The sequence below is a fragment of the Deinococcus sedimenti genome (assembly GCF_014648135.1).
GTDB classification, from domain to species: domain Bacteria; phylum Deinococcota; class Deinococci; order Deinococcales; family Deinococcaceae; genus Deinococcus; species Deinococcus sedimenti.
Genome location: NZ_BMQN01000002.1, coordinates 422,246 through 442,599, shown reverse-complemented (window position 1 = coordinate 442,599; position 20,354 = coordinate 422,246). Strand labels below are relative to the sequence as shown.

Sequence of the window (20,354 nt, the reverse complement as noted above, 5' to 3'; positions counted from 1 at the left end):
CCAGCCCCAGACGGGGCGCGGGGGCGGAGTCAGCGCAAGCTCGGCTGACTCCGCCCCCGCGCCCGGCGCTTACTTCTTCGCGGGCGTGACGTACCCGATGCGGGTGAAGGTCAGGCGGCCCTGCTTGGAGAACAGCACGAGGTCCTGCGTATCCCGGGTGATGGCGTACCCGGTGACGGCATTCAGCGCCGCGTGGTACGCGCCGGGCTGGGCGTACAGGCAGCGGACGGTCGGGGCGGGCGCGTCCGGGCCGACCTGCATCTGCACTGTGCCGCGCTCCACGTTCAGACGGCCCTCGTATGACCCGCACCCGAGCCGGCCGCTCACACGCTCGCCGGAGATGAACAGGGTCGTGTCGGGAGTCGCGATGGCGTGGCCGTTCACGCTGAAGCCGGTCAGCTGCCAGATGCCATGCAGCGGGGCAGGCGTGGCTGCCGTCGTGGTCGAGAGAGCGGTCAGGAGGGCCAGCGGGAGAAGGCGGAACATGCGCGAAGATGTGCCGCCGGGGTGACCGACATCTGACCGGACCTGTCATGCGGCTCATGCGCCCCCCCGGCGTGCGATCAAGCCAGGCCCGCTGCGGACGCGACCGCTCCGGACCCGTATGCTGCTCACATGTCCTCCACGCTGCTCACGGACCGGCCCGGTTTCACGCCCATGATCGCCCGCCTGGTCGGGATGATGACGTACACGCGCGAGACGACGCTGGACGCCGTGCAGGGCTGGACGCCACAGGAACTGGACCTGATTCCGGACGGGCACGCGAACAGCGCCGGGATGCTGCTGGCGCACATGGCGGCCGTGGAGCGCATCTACCAGCTGATCAGCGACGGGCACCCGGACCCGGACAGTGCCCTAGAGGCGCAGTACCGGCCGGGGCTGAACCTCGGGGAGCAGGGCCGCGCGGAGATCCGGGGGCGCCCGCTGCGGCACTACCTGGAGGAACTGGCCCGCGTGCGCGCCGGAACGCTGGAATTGCTGGGTTCACGGGATGACGCGTGGCTGGACGAACCCCTCCCCTTCTGGGGCAGCACGGGGAACCGGCACTTCATGTGGTTCCACGTGTTCGAGGACGAGATCAATCACCGGGGCCAGCTGCGGTTGCTGCGGCGGCACCATCCGGGGTTGCAGGGGCTGGGCATGACGGGCGCGTGGCTGGAACCGCTCGCGGACGGGCGGGGCGTGCGCTGCCGCACGGTATTCGACGGGAGCCCGGCCGCTCAGGCGGGATTGAAGACCGGGGATGAGATCGTCGCGATCGACGGGGTGGACGTGCAGGGCGCGTACTTTCACGAGTTGCGCCTGGGGGCCGCGCCGGGCGTGAGCAGCACCTTCACGGTCCGGCGCGGGCTGGGCACCACCGACGTGACGGTCACGCGGGTGGCACGGCCCGGTTGAGCGGAGGTTCTAGTCCTGAGCCGATGTGTGCCGCCTCGCTGTTGTCCGGTGAGGCGGCGTTCGGGTCTGGCGGCCTGGGATTGCCGAGCATTCCGGTGGGTGTTCTGCGTTGAGTTCGGGGGGCGGGGGGAGTAGAATCCTCTTATTGAGAATCCTTCCTATTAAGGAGGGTTGTTCCTCTCCCCCACCCCGGAGGCATCCCGTGACCACCCAGACCCTTACCCCCACGCGCGACCGGCCCCCACAGAACGACCAGCCCGGGCCGCGCTTCACGATGTCGCCGGAGCTGCGCCGCGCCGTCACCCTCACCGCCCTGACCCTCGCGGGCCTCATCGTGGGCCTGGTTGGGCAGTACCTCCTGCACCTCCCGGCGGTGCAGTGGGCCGGGTACGTCACGGCGTTCCTGGCAGGCGGCATTCCTGCCGGGCGCGAGGCGCTGCACTCGCTGTTTGCCAAACGCAAGCTGGACGTGGACCTGCTGATGGTCCTCGCGGCCATGGGCGCGGCGAGCATCGGGCAGGCGGCGGACGGCGCGATCCTGCTGTTCCTGTTCAGCCTGAGCAACACCCTGCAGGACTGGGCGATGGGCCGCACGTCCAGCGCCATCCAGGCCCTGATGAACCTGAACCCGGAGGGCGCCACCGTCCGCCGGGACGGCGTGGAGAAATGGTGCGAACTGGGCGAGATCCGCATCGGGGACCTGCTGGTCGTGCGGCCCGGCGAGCGGGTCGCCGCCGACGCGCGGGTCGTTCGGGGCCAGACGAGCGTGGACGAGAGCCCCATCACGGGCGAGAGCGTCCCGGTGGACAAGGCCCCCGGTGCGGAGCTGGCGTCCGGGACCGTGAACCTGAACGGCAGCGTGGAGGCCGAAGTGATCCGCCCGGCGGGCGAGAGCACCCTGGCGCGACTGGTGGGCCTGATGGAGCAGGCGCAGACGCAGAAGAGCCGCACCGAGAGCCTCACGGAACGCTGGGAGAGCCCGTACGCGATGATCGTGCTGGCCCTCGTGCCCGCCGTGTACGCCCTGTTGCGCTTCGGGTTCGGCCTGAGCGTGGACGACGCGTGGTACCGCGCGATGACGTTCATGGTGGTCGCCAGCCCGTGCGCGGTGGTGATCAGCACGCCGGCTGTGATGCTCTCGGCCATGGCGGCCGCCGCGCGCGCCGGGGTGCTGTTCAAGAGCAGCGCCGCCATGGACGCCCTGGCGGGCGTGCAGACCGTGGCGTTCGACAAGACCGGCACGTTGACCCAGGCCCGCATGACCCTGACCGCCGTGCACGCGGACGATGAGAGGCAGGCGCTGGCGCTGGCCGCCGGACTGGAAGCCCACAGCGAGCATCCCATCGCGCAGGCCATCGTCACCGCCGCGCAGGAACGCGGCGTGACGCCACTGACCGTGACGGACGCGCAGGCGATTCCCGGTCACGGCATAGAGGCACGCCTGCCGGACGGGCAGGTCGCGTGGGCGGGGAACGTCCGCCTCGCGGACCGACAGGGTGCCACGCTGGACGCCACCCAGCAGGCAGCCCTGAGTGACCTGGGCGCGCGCGGCAGCAGTAGCGTCATCGTGGGCGTCGGCCCGCGCGTGACCGGCGTGATGGGCGTCGCGGACGCCCTGCGGCCCGACATCCGCGCCGCGCTGGACGCCCTGAAGGCCAGCGGCGTCGCCCACCGCGTCATGCTGACCGGGGACCGCGAGGAGGTCGCCCGCAGCGTGGCCGCCGAGGTGGGCCTCAGTGAGTACCGCGCGGGTCTGCTGCCCGAGGACAAGCTGCGCCTGATCGGTGAGCTGCCCGGCCCGGTCGCCATGGTCGGGGACGGCGTGAACGACGCGCCCGCCCTGGCCCGCGCGGACCTGGGCGTGGCGGTCGCCTCGGGCACCGACGTCGCCATCGAGAGCGCGGACGTGGTTCTCATGCAGAACGACCTCGGGAAACTGGCGGGCGCCGTCCGGCTGGCCCGTGACGCGCGGCGCACCGTGATCACGAACCTGCTGTTCGCGTTCGGGGTGATCCTGATCGTCGCGCCGCTCGCCGTGGCGGGCAAGGTGCCGCTGCCGCTGGGCGTCCTGGCGCACGAGGGCGGCACGGTGTTCGTCGTATTCATGGGCCTGCGCCTGCTGCGCCACCGGGTGTGAGGAGAAGTCGGGAGGCGGGGCGCGGGAAGCAGTGGGGTGGCACCGCGCCCCTTAAGGTTCCCGCAGGTCAAGACACATCCCGGTATGGACCAGGAAGCACAGGCTGAGCTTCAGAGTTCACCGGAGGCACCATGAGACTGAATCCCACCCGCCGTCCCCTCCTGCCCCGCGTGCTGCTGGGGCTCGTCGGCCTGTTCGTCGTCGCGCAACTCGTGCCGTATGGCCGCGCCCACGCCAATCCTACCGTTCAGGCGCAGCCGAAGTGGGACAGCCCGCAGACGGAGGCGCTGTTCACGCGGGCCTGCGCGGACTGCCACAGTCACGCGACCGTGTGGCCCTGGTACAGCAACGTGGCGCCCATCTCCTGGCTGGTGCAGCGGCACGTGGACGAGGGCCGCAGCAAATTCAACGTGAACGTCCCCGGCTACGGCCGCGACGCGGACGAGGCAGCCAAGGAAGTCCGGTCCGGCAGCATGCCCGAACCGACCTACCTCCCCCTGCACCCGGAAGCCCGCCTGAACGCGCAGGAGAAGGAACAGCTCGCGGCGGGCCTGGAGGCGACCTTCGGTGGGGAACGCGAGGGTGGCGAGTCCGAGGGCCGCTAAGCCGGACCGGGCCGCGCCGTAAGGTCTGGTGAACGCGGCCCCCACCCGATTCCAGCCTGCGCGGGCCTACGCTGGGCGGCGACGCATTCAATCCAGTTGGTCCCCGCGCGGGCGGGGCAGGAGGCAGCATCATGGGAGAGGGCAGACCGAACGGGCAGGCGAACGCGAACGTCTCGCAGGAGACCATCAACGATCAGGGCCAGTGGAACACCGGCACGCCCAAGTACGCTGGGGACGCCGCCACCGAGGGGCAGTACACCGGGGTCAGCGACGTGAACGCGGACGCGGGGGACACCACCTCGCAGGCGCAGCAGGTGAGCCTGACGACCGACCCGCGCCCCGACGCGCAGGGCGGCACGGACGTGAACCCCACCTCGTTCGGGAGCATGCAGGGCGGCCTGCCCGCCAGCGGCGCGACGACCGACCCGGACACGAAGGCAGACAGCGACAAGGCCTGAACCTCACCAGTAAAAGCGCCCACCCCTGACTGCGGGTGGGCGCTTTCCCTCGACGGGGCTTACTTCTTGGGCGCGTCGATGGTCTTGCTGGCCTTGGCGGGCCGCGCGGGGGCCTTCTCGACCTTCTGGCCGATGGTGGCGGTTTCCTTCTCGACCTGCTTGTTGATCAGGATCTGCTGCCCGATGCCGATCAGGGTGGACAGGATGATGTAGATCGTCACGCCCGCCGGGAAGGTCAGCGCGAAGTACAGGAAGATCAGGTAGATGAACGCCTGCTGGCGGAACATGTCCGGCGTCTTGCGGGTCATGACGTACAGCTGGCCGATGTTCACGATCAGGTACACCAGCGCCAGCAGGTAGAACGGGTCGGGAATGGCGAGGTCCGGGAGCCACAGGAAGCCGCTGTCGAACTCGAAGTTGCGGATGGTGGACCACAGGGCGATCAGCACCGGGAACGGCAGGAACGTGGAGAAGCACCCGGCCGGGTTGAAGTTGTAGTCCTTGTACAGCTGGGCCATCTCGGCCTGCATGGCCCGCTGGGAGTCCATGTCCTTGCGGTCCTTGTACTTCTCCTGGATTTCCTTGATCTTGGGCTGCATGACCTGCATGCGGGCGGTGGTGCGGCCCTGCACCTGCATCAGCGGCCACATGATGGCGCGCAGCAGGATCGTCAGGAGGACCAGCACCAGGCCCCAGTTGCCGATCAGTTTGTACATCTGCTCCATGAGCTTCACGATCAGCAGGCTGATCTGACCGAAGAAGTTCGGCTTGAACAGGCCGGGCAGATCGGTGTAGCCGCTCTGATACAGGTGGATCAGTTCGTTCTTCCCGCCGTACACTTCCAGAAAGCTGGGGGTCGGCACGGACGCCGTGATCAGCCCCTGACTGCCACCCGTCAGGGTGACGTTCACGGTGTCGGGGGTGGGGGCCGTACCGGTCATCGCTCTGTCCTGCACGGGGGCGTTCGGTTGCGGCCGGATGATCAGCGCATGCGCGACCTGACTGGGATTCTCCTGCAACGCAGCGTACTGGATGTTCTCGACGTTCAGGGTGCCGCTGCCCTGCACGGCGGCCGGCTGCGCGGCGCCCTGCGCGTAGGCCTGCACGCGGGGGTTGTCGGCCTTACCCAGACCCGGGAACAGGATGTTCACGCGTTCGGAACCGCCCGTCACATCGGTCTGCAGGTCGACCTTGAAGTTGCGGGGATGCAGGGTGACGGTCTTCGTGACAGTCGCGCCGCCCTGCGTGTAGCGGAACACGGCGTCCTGCCGGTTGGCTTTCAGGTCGGTGGTGAGGCCGGTCGGGATGGTCGTCTCGGCGGGTTGCGCGGGGTCGAGTCCGGCGGCCTTGTCCTCGACGGCCAGGGCCTTGCGCCCGGCGACCATGTTCACGATGCCCTTCTGGTTGGTCAGGGCGCTGAAGTCGTAGGTGCCGTCACCCTTCTTCTTGATGTAGGGGGTGCCGGCGTAGCCCTTGACGTACCAGCCGATGATCTCGCCGCGGGCGTTGAACACCACGTCCTGGAGGTTGCTCGTGGCGATGTACTCGTCGCCGGGCTGGCCGTCGAAGTCGGCCTTGATCCACTCGGGAGTGATGGCCTTGCCGAAGGTGGGCAGCGGGCCGGTCTGACCGCAGCCGCTGAGCAGCAGCATGCCGCCCAGGGCGGCGATTGGAAGCAGGTGTCGTGTCTTCATGGGTTTCGGGGTTGCCTCTTGGGGAAGTGCTCGGGGACCGGGTCGAACCCGCCGGGCACCAGGGGATTGCAGCGCATGACGCGCCACGCGGCCAGCCAGCCGCCGCGGACGGCGCCGTGCCGTTCGATGGCCTGCGCGGCGTACTCCGAGCAGGTCGGGGTGAAGCGGCAGGTGGGCGCGGGCTTGCGGGGCGAGAGGTGCTGCTGGTAGGAACGGACGGCCCGGACCATCAGTTTGCGGGGCGCGTTCACGCGGTCCCTCCGTGCGGGTCGGGTTCCGGTGAGTCTAGCGCGGGCTGAATGGCGGGGGGCACGGGGGCAGATACGCGTCCGCCGCCGCGCGGGTTCCCGCCCCCCCGGCCCTTCTGGGCGCCGCCCTTGCCGCTGCTGCCCTTGCCGCCCCGTCCCGGCGCGCGGCTCAGGGCGCGTGTCAGGGCGGCCTGGAGGTCCGTGAAGGGCACGTCCAGGATGGCGGGGTTGGGCAGCAGGATGGCGCGGCAGGCCGGGAGGCCACCGGGCAGGGTGCGCAGGGCCTCGCGGGCGCGGCGGCGGGCGCGGTTGCGGTCCACGGCCCGCTTCAGGGTCTTCTTGCTGACGACGATGCCGATGATCGCGCGGGGCCGCCACGTCTCGCCGTGGCGGGGGCGGTACTCGGTGACGCGCAGCGTGAACAGCGGGTCGCGCACCGCCTGCCCGTGGGCGCGGACCTTGCGGAATTCCCGGTCGCCCCGTAACGAGTCCAGCGCCACCGGACGGCGGGGCCGTTCCTGCGTGGCGCTGGGGGGATCAGACTGTGCGATGAGGGCCGCTCCGGGGGGGGAGCTTACTCGTCGGCGACGGTGAGCTGGTGACGGCCCTTGGCGCGGCGACGCGCGAGGATGTTCCGGCCGGACTTGGTCTTCATGCGGGCGCGGAAGCCGTGGGTCTTGGCGCGCTTGCGGTTGTTGGGCTGGTAGGTACGCTTCATGGTGCTCTCCTCTTTTCCCACGGAGCCGCTGGCCTCCTGGCCGGGCGCGCAGCGTCACGCGGGAACGCCTCCCTCGGGAGGCAAACTCCGGGAATATAGCATGACGTCCGCCCGCAGGGCAAAGGGCAGATGAGGCAGCGCGCCCCCTGACAGACTTCTAAGCTGACCGATGCCCAGTTCAGAGGCGGCACCGGGTCGCCCCGCGTCCTCCCCCACGTCATCCACAGGCCTCCAGGCGGGTCGGCACGCCCCCACCCCGGGCGGCACCCCGCCCACCCTGACCCGCCAGCTGCCCAGATTCCGCCTGGATCCCTGGACGCTCGTGCTGGGCGGCGCGGTGCTGCTCGCGGCGGCGTTCACGCTGGTTCCGGCGCTGTTCCCGCAGCCGCGCGTGCCGACCGTGACCCGCGCGGCGCTCCCTGCGGCGACCTCGCCTGCACCCGCCACGCCGGAGGCGCCGGTCTACCCCACCACGAGCAGCATCGAACCGCTGATCTCGGGGCGGTTGGACCTGAACTCGGCCAGTCTGGAGCAGCTGGAGGCCCTGCCGAAGGTCGGCCCGGCGCTAGCGGCGAGGATCGTGGCGGGGCGGCCCTACCGGTCGCTGGCGGACCTGGACCGCGTGAAGGGCATCGGACCGGCGGCTCTGCAGGCGCTGGAACCGCTGGTGTCGTTCTGAACGCGCCCCTGCCCCGCGCGGGCAGCCTGCCGTGGCCGGTCCCGGCAGTGGCAGGCGTGATCGGCGGCATCCTGCTCGCGCTGGGGCAGGGGTGGGGCGTGGTGGCGCTGCTGGTCGGGGCGGGGCTGGTGCTGTGGCACGCCCGCCCGGTACTCCTGTTGCTGGTGCTGCTGGGCGGCGCGGCGGGCTGGGCCTCGGCTCACGCGGTCCTGACCCGCCCGAACGCCCTGACCCCGTGGTTCGGGGCACTGGTGACGGTGCAGGGCGAGTGGGACGGGCAGTTCCTGACGCTGCGCGACCCGCCCGCGCGACTCACCCTGGCGCCGAAGCCCACGCAGGGCCCGGGGCAGTTGCGGGTGTCGGGTCGCCTGCTCGCCCCGGAGGGCCGCCGCACGCCCGGGGGCTTCGATCAGGCGGCGTGGTTCCGCGCGCAGGGGGGTCTGCTGAGCGTCACGCCCGGCGGCTCGCTGGTGGGGGCGCGGGTGCGGGAGTTCCAGCCGCAGGGCGGATTGCGCGGCTGGTTCCGCCGGGGCCTCACCACGGGCCTGACGGAGCGGCAGGGCGCGCTGATGCAGGCCACCCAGCTCGGGGACCGGGGGGACATCAGCCGCGAGCAGTTCAGCGAGGGCGAGGCGGTGCGGGACGCGTTCGCGCGGGCGGGGCTGGCGCACCTGATGGCGCTGTCCGGGCAGAACGTGGCGATCCTGACCGGCGCGCTGATCCTGCTGCTGACGCGGCTGGGCGCGGCCCCCGCGTGGCGGTTCGGGCTGCCGGTGCTGCTGCTGGGGCCGTACCTGCTGCTCGTGCAGTCCTCGGCCAGCATCACGCGCGCCGTGCTGATGGGCGGCGCGGTCCTGCTGGCGCTGGCGCTGGGGCGCGGGCGGCCCGACCCGCTGGGCGTGATCGCGCTGGCGGCACTGGCGTGCCTGCTCCTCTATCCGCTGTGGCTGACGGACGTGGGCTTCCAGCTGTCGTTCCTGGCGGTGCTGGCCCTGACGCAGTCCGAGCGGGTGGCGGGGCTGCTGCCGGGGCGCTGGCCGCGCTGGCTGCGGCTGGGACTCGCCGCGACCCTGCTGGCCGAGGCCGGGACGCTGCCGGTGATCGCGGGGACGTTCGGGCAGGTGCCGCTGGTGGGGCTGCCCGCCAACCTGCTGGCCGGGGGGATCATGGCCCTGCTCGTCCCGCTGGGGTTCCTGGCGGGGCTGCTGGGACCGCTGGCCCTGCCGCTGAACGTGGTGAACGGGGTCCTGGCCGACGCGCTGCTGCTGGTCGCCCGGACCTTCGGGAAGGCCCCGGTCCTGACCTGGGGGCAGGTGGGCGTGGGCGGCCTGCTGGCGTACGGGGCGGCCGTGCTGGCCGGGTGGCTGTGGCTGCTGGGGCGCGTCCGCGCGCCCACCGCGCTGGGCGCGGGGCTGGCCTGCCTGCTGCTGACGACCCTGCCGGGACGACTGCACCCCGCGCGCGAGGTCGTCTTTCTGGACGTGGGGCAGGGGGACAGCACCCTGATCCGCCTCCCCCACCTGACGGTCCTCGTGGACGCCGGGGGTTCAGTGGGCAGCGACTACGACGTGGGAGCGCACACGGTCGTGCCGACCCTGCGTGCCCTGGGCGTGCGGAAGCTGGACGTGCTGGTCACCACGCACGCGGACACCGACCACATCGAGGGCGCGGCGAGTGTGCTGCGCGCCATGCCGGTCGGGGAGGTCTGGATCGGGCAGCGCAAGACGGACGATCCGGTGCTGACCGCCGTGCTGCTGGCCGCGCAGGAGCGGCACGTTCCGGTGCGGGAGGTCCGCCGGGGCGATCAGGTCAGCTCGGACGGCGCGACCCTGACCGTCCTGTGGCCCGCCGGACACGCGTGGAGCACCGAGGACAACGACAACAGCGTCGCCCTGCGCCTGGAGTCGCGCGGGTGGCGGGCCGCGTTCCTGGGCGACCTGCCCGCCCCCGTCGAGGAACGACTCGTCGCCGGGCCGCTGGACCTCCTGAAGGCCGCGCACCACGGCAGCCGCCACAGCACCGGCGCGGCCCTCCTGGCGCAGACCACCCCCGCCGACACGGTGGTCAGCGTGGGACGGAACACCTACGGGCACCCTCACCCGGACGTGCTGACGCGGCTGGCGCAGGTCCACTCGCGGGCGTGGCGTACCGATCAGCTGGGCACGATCCGCTGGCCCGTGCCGTGAGTGGAGAGTGGGAAGTGGGGAGTGGATCGGGCCAGCCGAAGTTCCACTCCCCACTTCCCACGTTCTACTTCCCGTCAGTCGGTGGCGCCGACCTCCAGCTTCTCGGCGCGGGGGGCGAGTCCGGCGCAGCCCTTCAGGGGGCGTTCGGGCAGGGCGATGGTTGCCAGGAACGCGAGGCCGACCAGCACGGCGGACACCAGGAACACCTGATCGATGGCACCTGCCATGACGCCGCGCAGGGCGTCCAGGATGGGCTGGAGCAGGTTCGCGTCGCCCAGTCGGCTCAGGCCCGCGCCGAGTTGCGCGGTGGCCTGCGGGCTGGTCAGCAGGTTCGGGTTGGCGATGGCGTCCTGCACGGGGGCCGGGAGGGTGCGGGCGGCGTCGGGCAGCTGCGCGGCGAGGTTGGCGTTCAGGTGGGCGTTCACGAGCGCGCCGAACAGGCTGACGGCCAGGGTGCCGCCGATCTGCCGGAAGAACTGGTTGCCGCTGGTGGCGCTGCCCAACTGCTCGCGCGGCGCGGCGTTCTGCACGGCCAGGGTCAGCTGGCTGTTCACGGGACCCAGGCCCAGGCCCAGCAGGACCATGATGCCCACGGCGATCAGGATGGGCGTGCCGGTGCCGAGCGTGGTGGCGAACAACAGGGCGACTGTGGCGACGATTCCGCCCGCCAGGATGAGGGTCTTGTAGCGCCCGGTGCGGCTGACGACCTGCCCGCTGAGGGTGCTGGTGAGGATCATGCCGAACATCAGGGGGGCCAGGGCGAGGCCGCTGCCGCTGGCGCTGCTGCCGCGCACGCCCTGCATGTACAGCGGGAGGTACAGGATCGCGGCGTACATGCCGGCGCTCGTCAGGAAGCCCGCGAGGGACGCGATGGCGATGCCGCGGTCCTTCAGGAGGCGCAGGTCGAGGATGGGGCGTTCCTGGCGGGCGCTGTGCCACGCGTACGCGCCGAAGGTGACCAGGGTGGCGGCCAGCAGCCCGAGGATGATCGCGCTGCCCCAGCCGTACGTGCCGCCGCCCCACGACAGGGCCAGGGTAAGGGTGGTGACGGACGCACCGAGCAGCAGGGCGCCGGGGGCGTCGAAATGCCCGCGTCCGCCGGGAGCGGGCAGGCGGAAGTACCGCCAGATGAAGAACGCGGCGAGCAGCGCGAAGGGCAGGTTCACGAAGAACACGCTGCGCCACCCCAGGTGGTCGGTCAGGAAGCCGCCGACGAGGGGCCCGACGACGGAGCTGACGCCCCAGACGGCGCCGGTGTAGCCCTGGTAGCGGCCGCGTTCGATGGGTGTGAACAGGTCGGCGATGGCGGTGAAGCTCATGGCCATCAGGGTGCCGCCGCCGATGCCCTGCACGGCTCGCAGGATGATCAACTGTTCCATGTTCTGTACGAAGCCCAGCAGCACGCTGCCCAGGGTGAACACGGCGATGCCGAGCAGGATCAGCGGGCGGCGCCCGTAGCGGTCGCTGATGGTGCCGACGATGGGAATGGTGATGGTGGTCGCCAGGGAGTACGCGGTGAACGCCCAGGCGTACAGGTGGAAGCCGCCCAGGTCGCTGATGACGCGCGGCATGGCGCTGCCGACGACCGTGAGGTTCAGGCTGGACAGGAACAGTACGGTCAGGATGCCGACGAACGCGAGGATCTTCTCCCGTTCGTTCAGGCCGCTGTGGGTCGCGGGGGTGGGGGTCATTGCGGCTCTCCTGTGGTGGGGGCGTGCAGGGCGGCGTCCAGATCGGCCAGCGCGGCCAGCGCGGCCTGCACGCGCTCGGGGGGCAGGTGTCCGAAGTGCGCGTGGACGATGTCCTGCGCGACCGCGCGGGTGCGGGCGCGGGTGGCCTGCCCGTCGGGCGTGAGTTCCAGGCGTTGCAGTCGCAGGTCGCCGGGGTCGCTGACGCGGCGCACCAGTCCGGCCTGCACGAGTTTGGTGACCATGCGGGTCACGGTAGGCGCGGGGAGGTTCTGCGCCTGCGCGACCGCGCCGGGGGTGCCTGCGCCGTCCATGATGGTCGCCAGCACGAGCAGTTCCTTGGTGTTCAGGCCCAGCGCGGTTTCCAGCGGGTCGTCCAGGACGTGGTGCACGCGCCGGGAGAAGCGCAGGATCAGCCGGACGAGGCCGTACAGGTCGTCCATGACCGGGGCGGTGGGGTGAAGGGGGGCGGCGTTCATTTCAGATGGAAGTATTTCAAATGAAATGAGTTGCCGCCAGCGGAAAGTGTTCATCCAGCGGGAACACCTCAGCTCACCATTCGGGGGCACCGAAGTGTCCCGGCAACTGTCCCACCCGTTCCGTACGCTCCGGTCAGCACTCCCGCCACACGGCGAAGGACCCGCCCATGACCCACACCACCCGACTCCTGCTGACCACCCTGAGCCTGCTCGGCACCGCGCACGCGCAACCCACGACCCTGCTGCTCGACCGGCCCGGCGTGACCATCACCACCCTGCAACCCTTCGACCCGGACACGAGCGGCCCCCTGACCGGTTTCGTCCTGCGCTTTCAGGGCGTGAGTCTCACGCAGCGGCAGTGGCGGCTCGACCCGCGCAACACCTTCGCCGGGCAGCGCGACGTGAACAACGACGGCCGCCCCGAACTCCTGCTGGACACCATGACCGGCTACGCCCTGGGTGAGGCGAGCGGCCTGACCCGCGTGCTGACCGTCGCCAACGGCCAGCTGCGCGAGATTCCCCAGCCGGATGTGAAGGCCGCCGCGTCGTACGGCAAGCTCGTGCAGGTCGGGCCCGGGCGACTCGTCGTGAACGGCCAGTCCCTCCTGCCCGGCAGCCTGAACGCCGAGGTCCGCGACTGGCTGACCCGCAACGCCCCCGCCGCGCTGAAGGCCACACCCACCCTGGGCGGCGCGCTGCGCTACGTGAGCCCCGACGGGCAGAAGCGCGACGAACTGGACGTCCGGGTCTCGGTGGACCTCGCCGGGCACATCGTCGGGTACCTGTACACCACCCTGAAGCTCCAGGGCAGCGCCGCGAAGGGAACGTACCGGGTCACGAAGGTCCGCTTCGAAGCCTACGAAATCCCACGCGGCTGACCCGCCCCGACCTCCCGCAGCGCCGCCCAGCCGTCCAGCATCTCCGAGAGGCGCACCCCGCCGCGCAGATGCGCGTCCAGCACGCCCGGCAGCCATGGCAGGGCGTCCCCCGGCAGGGCGTGCGGGTCGAACCACCCGACCTCCGAGGTCTTCTCCAGTGGCGTGGGCTCGCCTGCCCACGCGTGGGTCAGGAAGAACACGTCCAGGCCTCCCATCCCGTCCAGGTGGTAGCGGCAGGCCCCCAGGCAGGTCAGGCCCGCCGGGTTCACGCGCAGGCCCACCTCCTCCAGCGCCTCGCGGGCCGCCGCCTGCGCCAGCGTCTCCCCCGCCTCCACGTGCCCGCCCGGCAGGCCCCACAGCCCATCGGCGTACGACGACCCGGAGCGGCGGCCCAGCAGCACCCGCCCCGCATGGTCCTGCACGATCAGCCACGCCACCAGATGAAACGTCACGCGATCACCCGGGCCTCGCGCACGTCGCGCAACTGCTCGGTCAGGCGCGCCCCGCGCCGCAGGTGGGCGTCCAGCAGCGGCGCGATCCACGGCAGGGTGTCGGCTGGCAGCGCGTCGGGGGCAAACCAGGCGACCTCGGAGGTCTTGTGGAGCGGCTGCGGCTCGCCCTCCCAGAACCGCGCGCAGAACAGGAAATCGGTGCCCTGCGCGCCGTCCACCTCGTAGCGGCGCACGCCCAGCAGGGCCAGCGCGGCCGGGTCGAGGGTCAGGCCCGTCTCCTCCCAGACCTCGCGCGCGGCCGCCTCGGGGAGGCCCTCACCGCGCTCCACGCCGCCGCCCGGCAGGCCCCACAGGCCATGCCCGTACGCCGAGCCGTCCCGGCGCCCCAGCAGCACCCGGCCCCCCTCATCCTGCACGACCACCCACACGAGCAGATTCCGCATGCGCCAGGGTGGCACGCGCCGCGCGCGGCAACCGCAACCGGTGACGCAGGACACTCCCCGTGCGGCGGCCTGCGCTATCCTGCCGGGTGCGTCACCGGGGGTGCCTGCTGAGATCGGCGGGCTGAGACTTACCCCAGGAACCTGATCCGGGTCATTCCGGCGGAGGGAGCGTGACCGGCCGCCCACACCCGTGGTGACGGCCCACCGCTTCCCCTCGTGACGCGAGGGGACTTTCTTATGCGCAACATACTGATCCTGCTGACCGCACTCGCCGCCGCTGGCGCCGCCAGTGCCCAGACCACCCTGACCGTCATCACGCACGACTCGTTCGACGTGGACAAGAAACTGATCGCCGCGTTCGAGACGCAGAACAGGGCCAAGGTGCGCTTCATCAAGGGCGGCGACGCCGGGGAACTCCTGAACCGCCTGATCCTCACCCGCCGCGCCCCCATCGCCGACGTCGTGTACGGCCTCGACAACAGTCTCCTGCCCCGCGCCCGGCAGGCGGGTATTCTCCAGCCGTACAAGAGCCCCGCGCTGTCCCGCGTGCCCGCCGCGTACCGCCTGGGCGACGACGGCCTGCTGAACACCGTCGATTACGGCTTCGTGGCCCTGAACTACGACCGCGCGTGGTTCGAGAAGAACGGCGTCGCACTGCCCAAGAGCCTCGACGACCTGAAAACCCCCGCCTACGCCAAGCTCACGGTCGTGCAGAGCCCCGCCACGAGCAGCCCCGGCCTCGCGTTCCTCCTCGCCACCGTCAACCACTACGGCGAAACCGGCGCGTGGAACTGGTGGCGCGCCGCCCGCGCGGGCGGCATGAAGGTCACGCGCGGCTGGAGCGACGCCTACTACAAGGACTTCACCAGGAACGGCGGCAAGTACCCCATCGTCCTGAGTTACGCCAGCAGCCCCGCCGCCGAAGTCTTCTACGCCGACGGCTTCACCCCCACCAAACTCCCCGCCCAGTCCCCCACCGGAAACCTCTTCCTGCCCGGCAGCACCTCCACCCAGCTCGAAGGTGTCGGCATCCTCAAAGGCACCAAGCAGACCGCCCTCGCCCGGAAATTCGTGGACTTCATGCTGGGCGCCCCCATCCAGACCGACATCCCCACCCGCATGTGGATCTACCCCGCCGTGAAAGGCACCCCCCTGAACCCCGTGTTCACCTTCGCGCAGGAACCCCAACCCACCCCCATCAAGGCAGAGGTCGCCAGCAACCCCCAGCGCCTCGTGGACGCGTGGGTGACGCAGGTGCTCCGCGCGAGGTGAGGGCAGTGGGGAGTGGGAAGTGGGAACAGCAACACAACTGCTGCGCAGGACCTCTCAGTCAGCTGCACTGACAGCTCCCCTTAGAGGGGAGCCTGCACACCTGCTTTCGCCTGAGCTGAACAAGTAGAACCTGCCGACATGCCCCAAGACACCCTGCCCCTCTACCGTCCAGGCCCACGAGCCGTCGTGCGCGCAGCGCACGGGCCTTCGGCGGTTGCGGAGGATGGCGTCGAGGCCAGACACGCCACCGCACAACACAACAACACCGCACCGAAAGAATCTCTTGCCGAGCGCAGCGACCGCTCCCCCGTCCCCCCTGGGGATGGGGGGTGGGGGGTGGGGCAGCCCGCCGCAGGCGCCCACCCATGACGCGCACGAAACTCCAGGGTTGGCTCCTCGCCCTGCCCGGCCTGATCTTCGTGGCCCTGTGCCTCGTCCTGCCGCTGGCTAGAACGCTGCGTGAGGGTGGCGTGACCCTGGACGTGTGGCGTGACCCGTACTTCCAGGGTCGCCTTGGGTGGACCTTGACGCAGGCGGGCGTGACGGCGGGTGTGGCGGCGTTGATCGGGGTGCCGCTGGCGTTCCTGCTGTCGCGGTTCGAGGTGCGTGGGAAGGGGGTGTTCCTGCGGCTGCTGTTGTTGCCGTTCGTGACGCCGACGCTGGTGGCGGTGCTGGGCCTGAGTGCGCTCCTGGGGCCGCAGGGGTGGGTGACGCGCCTGCTGGGCGTGGACCTGAGTGACACGCCGACGCTGCTGGTGCTGGGGAACCTGTTCTTCAACCTGCCGGTGCTGGTGCGTCTGAGTTACGCGGGGTTCGCGCGGGTGCCGGGGAACATGGTGGGCGCGGCGCGGTCGCTGGGGGCGTCGGCCTGGCGGGCGGCGCTGGGCGTGGCGCTCCCGCTGGCGTTGCCGGGGGTGCTGGCGGGGGTGGTACTGGTGTTCCTGTACTCGGCGTTGAGTTTCGGCCTGCCGCTGGCACTGGGCGGGGAGCGGTTCGCGACGCTGGAGGTGGAGATCTACACCCTGACGGCGCTGCAACTGCGCCTGTCGGAGGCGAGTGCGCTCATCGTGGGGCAACTGGGGTTCACGCTGCTGGCGACGTGGGCGTACGTGGCGCTGTCGCGGGGCGGGGTGGGCGTGCCGCTGGGTGGCATGCCGCGTGCGCGGGGCGGGGCGCGGGTGGCGCTGCTGGGGCTGGGGGGCGTGGTGGCGCTGGTGTGTTTCGCGCCGCTGGTCGCGGTGGTGGTGCGGGGTGTGCTGGGCACGTCGGGGTTCACGCTGGGGTACTGGCAGGGGGTGCTGGCGGACCCGGACACGCCGCTGCTGGTGTGGAACACCGTGCGCTTCGGGCTGATGGCCCTGGCTGGTGCCACGCTGCTGGGCGGGTTGTACGCGCTGGGCGCGTGGCGGGCCGGGTCGCGGGCGCTGGATCTGGTATCGCTGCTGCCGCTGATGGTCTCTCCGGTCAGCCTCGCGGTGGGGTACCTGCTGGCGTACCCGGTGCTGGCCGCGACGCTGCCCATGCTGATTGCGGCGTACACGCTGCTGGCGTGGCCGCTGGTGGTGCGCTCGCTGCTGCCCGCGCTGCGGGCCATTCCACCCCGGCTGTTCGAGGCGGCCCGCTCGCTGGGCGCCTCGCGCGGCGCGGCGTTCCGGTCCGTCACCGTGCCCCTCGCCTTCCCGGCCCTGCGGGGCGGTGGGGCGCTGGCCCTGGCGACCGTGCTGGGCGAGTTCGGCGCGACGCTGGTGCTCACGCGGCCCGAGTGGGCGACCCTCAGCACCGGCCTGTACGAGCGGCTGGGCCGCCCCGGCGAACGCAACCTCGGCGAGGCCTGCGCGCTGGCGACCGCGCTCCTCATCCTCGCCACGCTGGCCTTCACGCTGCTGGACGGCGGCGAAGGCGAGGTGACGTGAGATGCTGTCCCGCGTGACCGACCTTCCCGCTGCCCTGTCCCTCGCCGGTCTCCGCAAGTCGTTTGGTGGGGTGGCGGCGGTGCGGGGCGTGTCGCTGGATGTGGCGGCGGGTGAGACGGTGGCGCTGCTGGGCCCGAGTGGGTGCGGGAAGAGCACGGTGCTGCGGGTGGTGGCGGGCCTGGAGCGGCCGGATGCGGGGTCGGTGGCGGTTGCGGGTCGGGACGTGACGGGCCTGCCGCCGGAGGCGCGTGGGGTGGGGTTGGTGTTTCAGGATTACGCGCTGTTTCCGCATCTGAGCGTGCTGGGGAACGTGGCGTACGGGCCGCGGGTGCGGGGGGCGGGGCGTGGGGTGGCGGAGGCGCGGGCGCGCGAGGCGCTGGCGTTGGTGGATCTGCCGGGGCTGGAGGCGCGGCGGGTGGCGCAGCTGTCGGGGGGGCAGGCGCAGCGGGTGGCGCTGGCGCGGGCGCTGGCGACGGGGGCGGGGCTGCTGCTGCTGGATGAGCCGATGTCGAACCTGGACGAGCGGCTGCGCGCCGAACTCCGCGCGGGGCTGCGGTCGCTGTTCGCGCGGGTGAGGGCCGGGGTGCTGCTGGTCACGCACGATCAGCGGGAGGCGCGGGCACTGGCCGGGCGGGTGGCGGTCATGCGGGCGGGTGAACTGGTGCAGGTGGGGGGGGCGGAGGAGGTGTTCGCGCGGCCCGCGACGGCGTGGGTGGCGGCGTTCCTGGGCGAGTCGAACCTGCTGCCGGACGGGCCGGGTTGGGTGCGGTTCATGCCGGAGGAAGCGTTGCGGCCCGGCGTGGGTGAGTGGTGGCCGGTGGTGGCGCGGCAGCCGGTGGAGGGGGGCGTGCAGGTCACGGTCGCGCACGCGTGGGGGCCGCTGTCCCTGACGCTGAGTGCGCGGGAGGCGGCGGCGCTGGACGGGGATCGCCTGCGCCTGAGCGTGGAGGCGTCAGGTGTGCGGCGTCTGCCGGAGGACCGGGCGTGATCGCGTGGGTGCTGGTGGGGGGTCGGCTGGTGGATTCGCCGTTGCTGGCGGCGCTGCCTCGCCCGGACGTGGTGGTCGCGGCGGATGGCGGGGCGCGGCACGCGGCACTGCTGGGCATGTGGGGCCTGGGTGTTCGCGTGGACGTGTGGGTGGGGGATTTCGACTCGTCGGCGGGCGTGTTCGTGGACGCCCCGCGCGAGGTCCACCCGGCGGCGAAGGACGAGACGGACGCGGAACTGGCGATCCGCGTGGCGCGCGAGCGGGGCGCGACGGAGCTGGTGCTGCTGGGCGCGTTCGGTGGGCGCTTCGATCACACGCTGGCGCTGGCGCTGCTCGCCGTGCGCCTAGCCGAGCGTGAGGGCCTGCGCTTGACCCTGAGCAGCGGGGACGAGTGGGGTTGGCCGCTGACGCCCGCCTCTCCCCTGTCGCTGGTGGTGCCGCGCGGCGCGACCCTGAGCGTGCTGGCCGTGACGGACCTGCGCGGCCTGAGCCTGGAGGGCGTGCGCTGGCCGCTCTCTGACGCGGATATTCCGCTGGGGAGCGGCTGGACGGTCAGCAACGAGGCGCAGGGCGACACGGTGACCGCCTCGCTGCGGGAGGGCCGCGCCCTGCTGACGGTGCTGCCCTCCCTGCCGGAATAAAGCGAGGGGGGCACCCCGAACCGGAATGCCCCCTCTGTTCCTACTCCCTACTTCCCACTCCCCTCAGTTCGCGGGGCAGGCGTCCACGCCGGGGCGGGTGCTGCGGGTGAATCTGCAGCCGTAGTTCGGGTCGGCCAGCACGGCGGGGGTGGTGACGTCGTCCCCGGCGGGTTTCGCGCCGCCCGCTTCCCACTTCACGAGGTCGTTGAAGCCCTCGACGAGTTCGGGTCCGGTGAATTCGCAGTGTCCGGCGGCGCGGATGGCGCGCTGCACGAGGCGGTCGCCGTTTCCGGCGGCGGTCACGGCGGCGCGGTACAGCTGCTGGTGCTTGAAGGGCACGTAGAAGTCCCCCGTGGTGTGCAGGGTCAGCACGGGCACGCTGATCTCGCCGTTCACGCGGGGCAGGTACCGGACGCTGCCGTTCAGGGTCGGGTTGGGGTTCTGGGCGGGCGTGACGCGCAGGATGCTGGCGTTGAAGGCGACCTCGGCCGGGGTGGGGGTCGCGCCGGTCGTCCAGCGGTAGGTGGTGTTCGCATTCCCGTAGATGTTGCGGGGCAGGATGCCGGTCACGGTGCCGTCCGAGCCGCCGGTGCTGAACACGGCGCCCTGGAGGGCCGCGACGCGGAAGCCGAGGTTGAACACGGGCCGGTCGCCGCCTGTGAGGTTGCGGGCGATCTCGCGGAGCTTGGCGCCCTGCGTGGCGTTCTCCTGCCAGAGTGCGCCGCTGTACGAGCTGAAGTTGGCGTTCAGGATGTCGGGCAGCAGGGCCTTGTATGTGTCGGTCCCCTGCGGGAAGGCTTTGGGTCCCAGGCCCGCAAGCTGAGCGGCGACCAGGGTGTAGTCACCCAGCCACTGGAATTCGTACTCCTCGTCCATGACGCCGCAGACGGGCATGGCGGCGGCGTACGTGGTCCTGTTCTTTGCGGTCTGCGCCGTCTCCTTCTCTATGGCGGCGCCGGCGACGTGGCCGCCCATGCTGACGCCCATGATCAGCGTCTTGGTGGGCTTGGCCTTGCCGGTCAGGGTGCTGAAAGCGTTGGCCAGGGCGTTGGTGTCCTCCACGCCGGCCTGCACGTCGTAGTAGTTGGCGCTGTAGGAACTGGCCGCCCAGGCGTACCCGAGGCTGAGCCAGTAGGCGCGCAGGGCCGGGAGCTGCACCCTGAGTTCGGGGCCGTCGCCGGCGTAGCCGTGGGCGTACATGATCAGCTGGCCGTTCCAGGTGGTGGGCACTTCGATGGCGTAGGCGGCGTTGCCGCGCAGGCCGGGCATGACGCCCTGGACGATGGTCGCGCCGGGCAGGGCGGTCAGGGTGGGGGTGACAGCCGTGAAGGTGCGGGTGTCCTGGGCGCGGGTATTGACTGGTGCGGGTTCGGGCGCGGGGCTGGTGGCGCAGGCGGACAGGGCGAGAGCAGCGAGCAGACTGGCGGTGACGGAACGCTTCATGGGGCTCCTTGGGCGCGGGTGCGCCGGGTGGGTT

At 71.5% G+C, this 20,354-nt stretch carries 21 protein-coding genes and 1 riboswitch; of the genes, 11 read left to right on the top strand and 10 right to left on the bottom strand.

Annotation, left to right across the window (positions count from 1 at the left end):
* Positions 1-69 precede the first annotated feature (69 nt).
* A complete protein-coding gene (locus IEY69_RS08900) occupies positions 70-486 on the bottom strand; it encodes an META domain-containing protein (protein ID WP_189072764.1) in 417 nt (138 codons plus the stop codon).
* Positions 487-615: 129 nt separating this feature from the next.
* On the opposite strand from IEY69_RS08900, the gene IEY69_RS08895 reads away from it, so the two are divergent.
* From IEY69_RS08895 to IEY69_RS08880, 4 genes are all read left to right on the top strand, one after another.
* Positions 616-1,398, top strand: coding sequence for a mycothiol transferase (locus tag IEY69_RS08895; protein WP_189072763.1), 783 nt, complete (start codon positions 616-618; stop codon positions 1,396-1,398).
* Between the two features lie 202 nt (positions 1,399-1,600).
* On the top strand, positions 1,601-3,535 hold the full coding sequence (locus IEY69_RS08890) for a heavy metal translocating P-type ATPase (protein ID WP_229783779.1): 1,935 nt from the start codon (positions 1,601-1,603) through the stop codon (positions 3,533-3,535).
* Between the two features lie 131 nt (positions 3,536-3,666).
* On the top strand, positions 3,667-4,140 hold the full coding sequence (locus IEY69_RS08885; RefSeq protein ID WP_189072762.1) for a heme-binding domain-containing protein: 474 nt from the start codon (positions 3,667-3,669) through the stop codon (positions 4,138-4,140).
* Positions 4,141-4,271: 131 nt separating this feature from the next.
* The gene (locus IEY69_RS08880; RefSeq protein WP_189072761.1) at positions 4,272-4,598 is read left to right on the top strand and encodes a hypothetical protein; all 327 of its coding nucleotides are present in this window, start codon (positions 4,272-4,274) and stop codon (positions 4,596-4,598) included.
* 59 nt (positions 4,599-4,657) lie between these two features.
* Here IEY69_RS08880 and yidC read toward each other — a convergent pair whose 3' ends face one another.
* The 4 genes from yidC to rpmH form a co-directional block, all read right to left on the bottom strand.
* Positions 4,658-6,292: a membrane protein insertase YidC gene (yidC, locus tag IEY69_RS08875; protein WP_189072760.1), complete on the bottom strand. Its 1,635-nt coding sequence runs from the start codon at positions 6,290-6,292 to the stop codon at positions 4,658-4,660.
* On the bottom strand, positions 6,289-6,522 hold the full coding sequence (yidD, locus tag IEY69_RS08870) for a membrane protein insertion efficiency factor YidD (RefSeq protein WP_229783799.1): 234 nt from the start codon (positions 6,520-6,522) through the stop codon (positions 6,289-6,291). The genes yidC and yidD overlap by 4 nt, the downstream gene beginning before the upstream one ends.
* A 17-nt stretch (positions 6,523-6,539) precedes the next feature.
* Entirely contained in the window at positions 6,540-7,040 is a 501-nt protein-coding gene (rnpA, locus tag IEY69_RS08865) for a ribonuclease P protein component (RefSeq protein WP_189072758.1), read from the bottom strand.
* Between the two features lie 74 nt (positions 7,041-7,114).
* Positions 7,115-7,258, bottom strand: a complete 144-nt coding sequence (gene rpmH / locus IEY69_RS08860; protein ID WP_046844501.1) for a 50S ribosomal protein L34 — start codon at positions 7,256-7,258, stop codon at positions 7,115-7,117.
* Between the two features lie 169 nt (positions 7,259-7,427).
* Here rpmH and IEY69_RS08855 point away from each other — a divergent pair, with 169 nt between their 5' ends.
* Positions 7,428-7,937: a helix-hairpin-helix domain-containing protein gene (locus tag IEY69_RS08855; RefSeq protein WP_189072757.1), complete on the top strand. Its 510-nt coding sequence runs from the start codon at positions 7,428-7,430 to the stop codon at positions 7,935-7,937.
* Positions 7,938-7,984: 47 nt separating this feature from the next.
* Positions 7,985-10,123: a DNA internalization-related competence protein ComEC/Rec2 gene (locus IEY69_RS08850; RefSeq protein WP_189072756.1), complete on the top strand. Its 2,139-nt coding sequence runs from the start codon at positions 7,985-7,987 to the stop codon at positions 10,121-10,123.
* A 74-nt stretch (positions 10,124-10,197) separates the two neighbouring features.
* Here IEY69_RS08850 and IEY69_RS08845 read toward each other — a convergent pair whose 3' ends face one another.
* Both IEY69_RS08845 and IEY69_RS08840 read right to left on the bottom strand, forming a co-directional pair.
* Positions 10,198-11,814: an MDR family MFS transporter gene (locus IEY69_RS08845; protein ID WP_189072755.1), complete on the bottom strand. Its 1,617-nt coding sequence runs from the start codon at positions 11,812-11,814 to the stop codon at positions 10,198-10,200.
* Positions 11,811-12,290, bottom strand: a complete 480-nt coding sequence (locus IEY69_RS08840) for a MarR family winged helix-turn-helix transcriptional regulator (protein ID WP_189072754.1) — start codon at positions 12,288-12,290, stop codon at positions 11,811-11,813. Before IEY69_RS08840 ends, IEY69_RS08845 begins: the two co-directional genes overlap by 4 nt.
* Positions 12,291-12,457: 167 nt before the next feature.
* Between IEY69_RS08840 and IEY69_RS08835 the strand changes: the two genes are divergently transcribed.
* Positions 12,458-13,168, top strand: a complete 711-nt coding sequence (locus IEY69_RS08835) for a hypothetical protein (protein ID WP_189072753.1) — start codon at positions 12,458-12,460, stop codon at positions 13,166-13,168.
* Here IEY69_RS08835 and IEY69_RS08830 read toward each other — a convergent pair.
* Complete coding sequence (locus IEY69_RS08830) at positions 13,147-13,620, bottom strand: NUDIX domain-containing protein (protein ID WP_189072752.1); 474 nt, start codon at positions 13,618-13,620, stop codon at positions 13,147-13,149. The two genes, IEY69_RS08835 and IEY69_RS08830, sit on opposite strands and share 22 nt — an antisense overlap.
* Entirely contained in the window at positions 13,617-14,063 is a 447-nt protein-coding gene (locus IEY69_RS08825) for an NUDIX domain-containing protein (RefSeq protein WP_189072751.1), read from the bottom strand. The genes IEY69_RS08830 and IEY69_RS08825 overlap by 4 nt, the downstream gene beginning before the upstream one ends.
* A gap of 86 nt (positions 14,064-14,149) precedes the next feature.
* Positions 14,150-14,249, top strand: a riboswitch (TPP riboswitch).
* Between the two features lie 51 nt (positions 14,250-14,300).
* Between IEY69_RS08825 and IEY69_RS08820 the strand changes: the two genes are divergently transcribed.
* The 4 genes from IEY69_RS08820 (at position 14,301) to IEY69_RS08805 (ending at position 18,877) form a co-directional block, all read left to right on the top strand.
* Positions 14,301-15,335, top strand: a complete 1,035-nt coding sequence (locus tag IEY69_RS08820; protein ID WP_189072750.1) for a thiamine ABC transporter substrate-binding protein — start codon at positions 14,301-14,303, stop codon at positions 15,333-15,335.
* 365 nt (positions 15,336-15,700) lie between these two features.
* On the top strand, positions 15,701-17,248 hold the full coding sequence (locus tag IEY69_RS08815; RefSeq protein ID WP_189072749.1) for an ABC transporter permease: 1,548 nt from the start codon (positions 15,701-15,703) through the stop codon (positions 17,246-17,248).
* 13 nt (positions 17,249-17,261) lie between these two features.
* Positions 17,262-18,236, top strand: coding sequence for an ABC transporter ATP-binding protein (locus IEY69_RS08810; RefSeq protein WP_373291016.1), 975 nt, complete (start codon positions 17,262-17,264; stop codon positions 18,234-18,236).
* Positions 18,233-18,877, top strand: a complete 645-nt coding sequence (locus tag IEY69_RS08805; RefSeq protein WP_189072747.1) for a thiamine diphosphokinase — start codon at positions 18,233-18,235, stop codon at positions 18,875-18,877. Before IEY69_RS08810 ends, IEY69_RS08805 begins: the two co-directional genes overlap by 4 nt.
* 63 nt (positions 18,878-18,940) lie before the next feature.
* Here the strand turns inward: IEY69_RS08805 and IEY69_RS08800 are convergent, their stop codons facing one another.
* Positions 18,941-20,320: an alpha/beta hydrolase gene (locus tag IEY69_RS08800; protein WP_189072746.1), complete on the bottom strand. Its 1,380-nt coding sequence runs from the start codon at positions 20,318-20,320 to the stop codon at positions 18,941-18,943.
* Positions 20,321-20,354 lie beyond the last annotated feature (34 nt).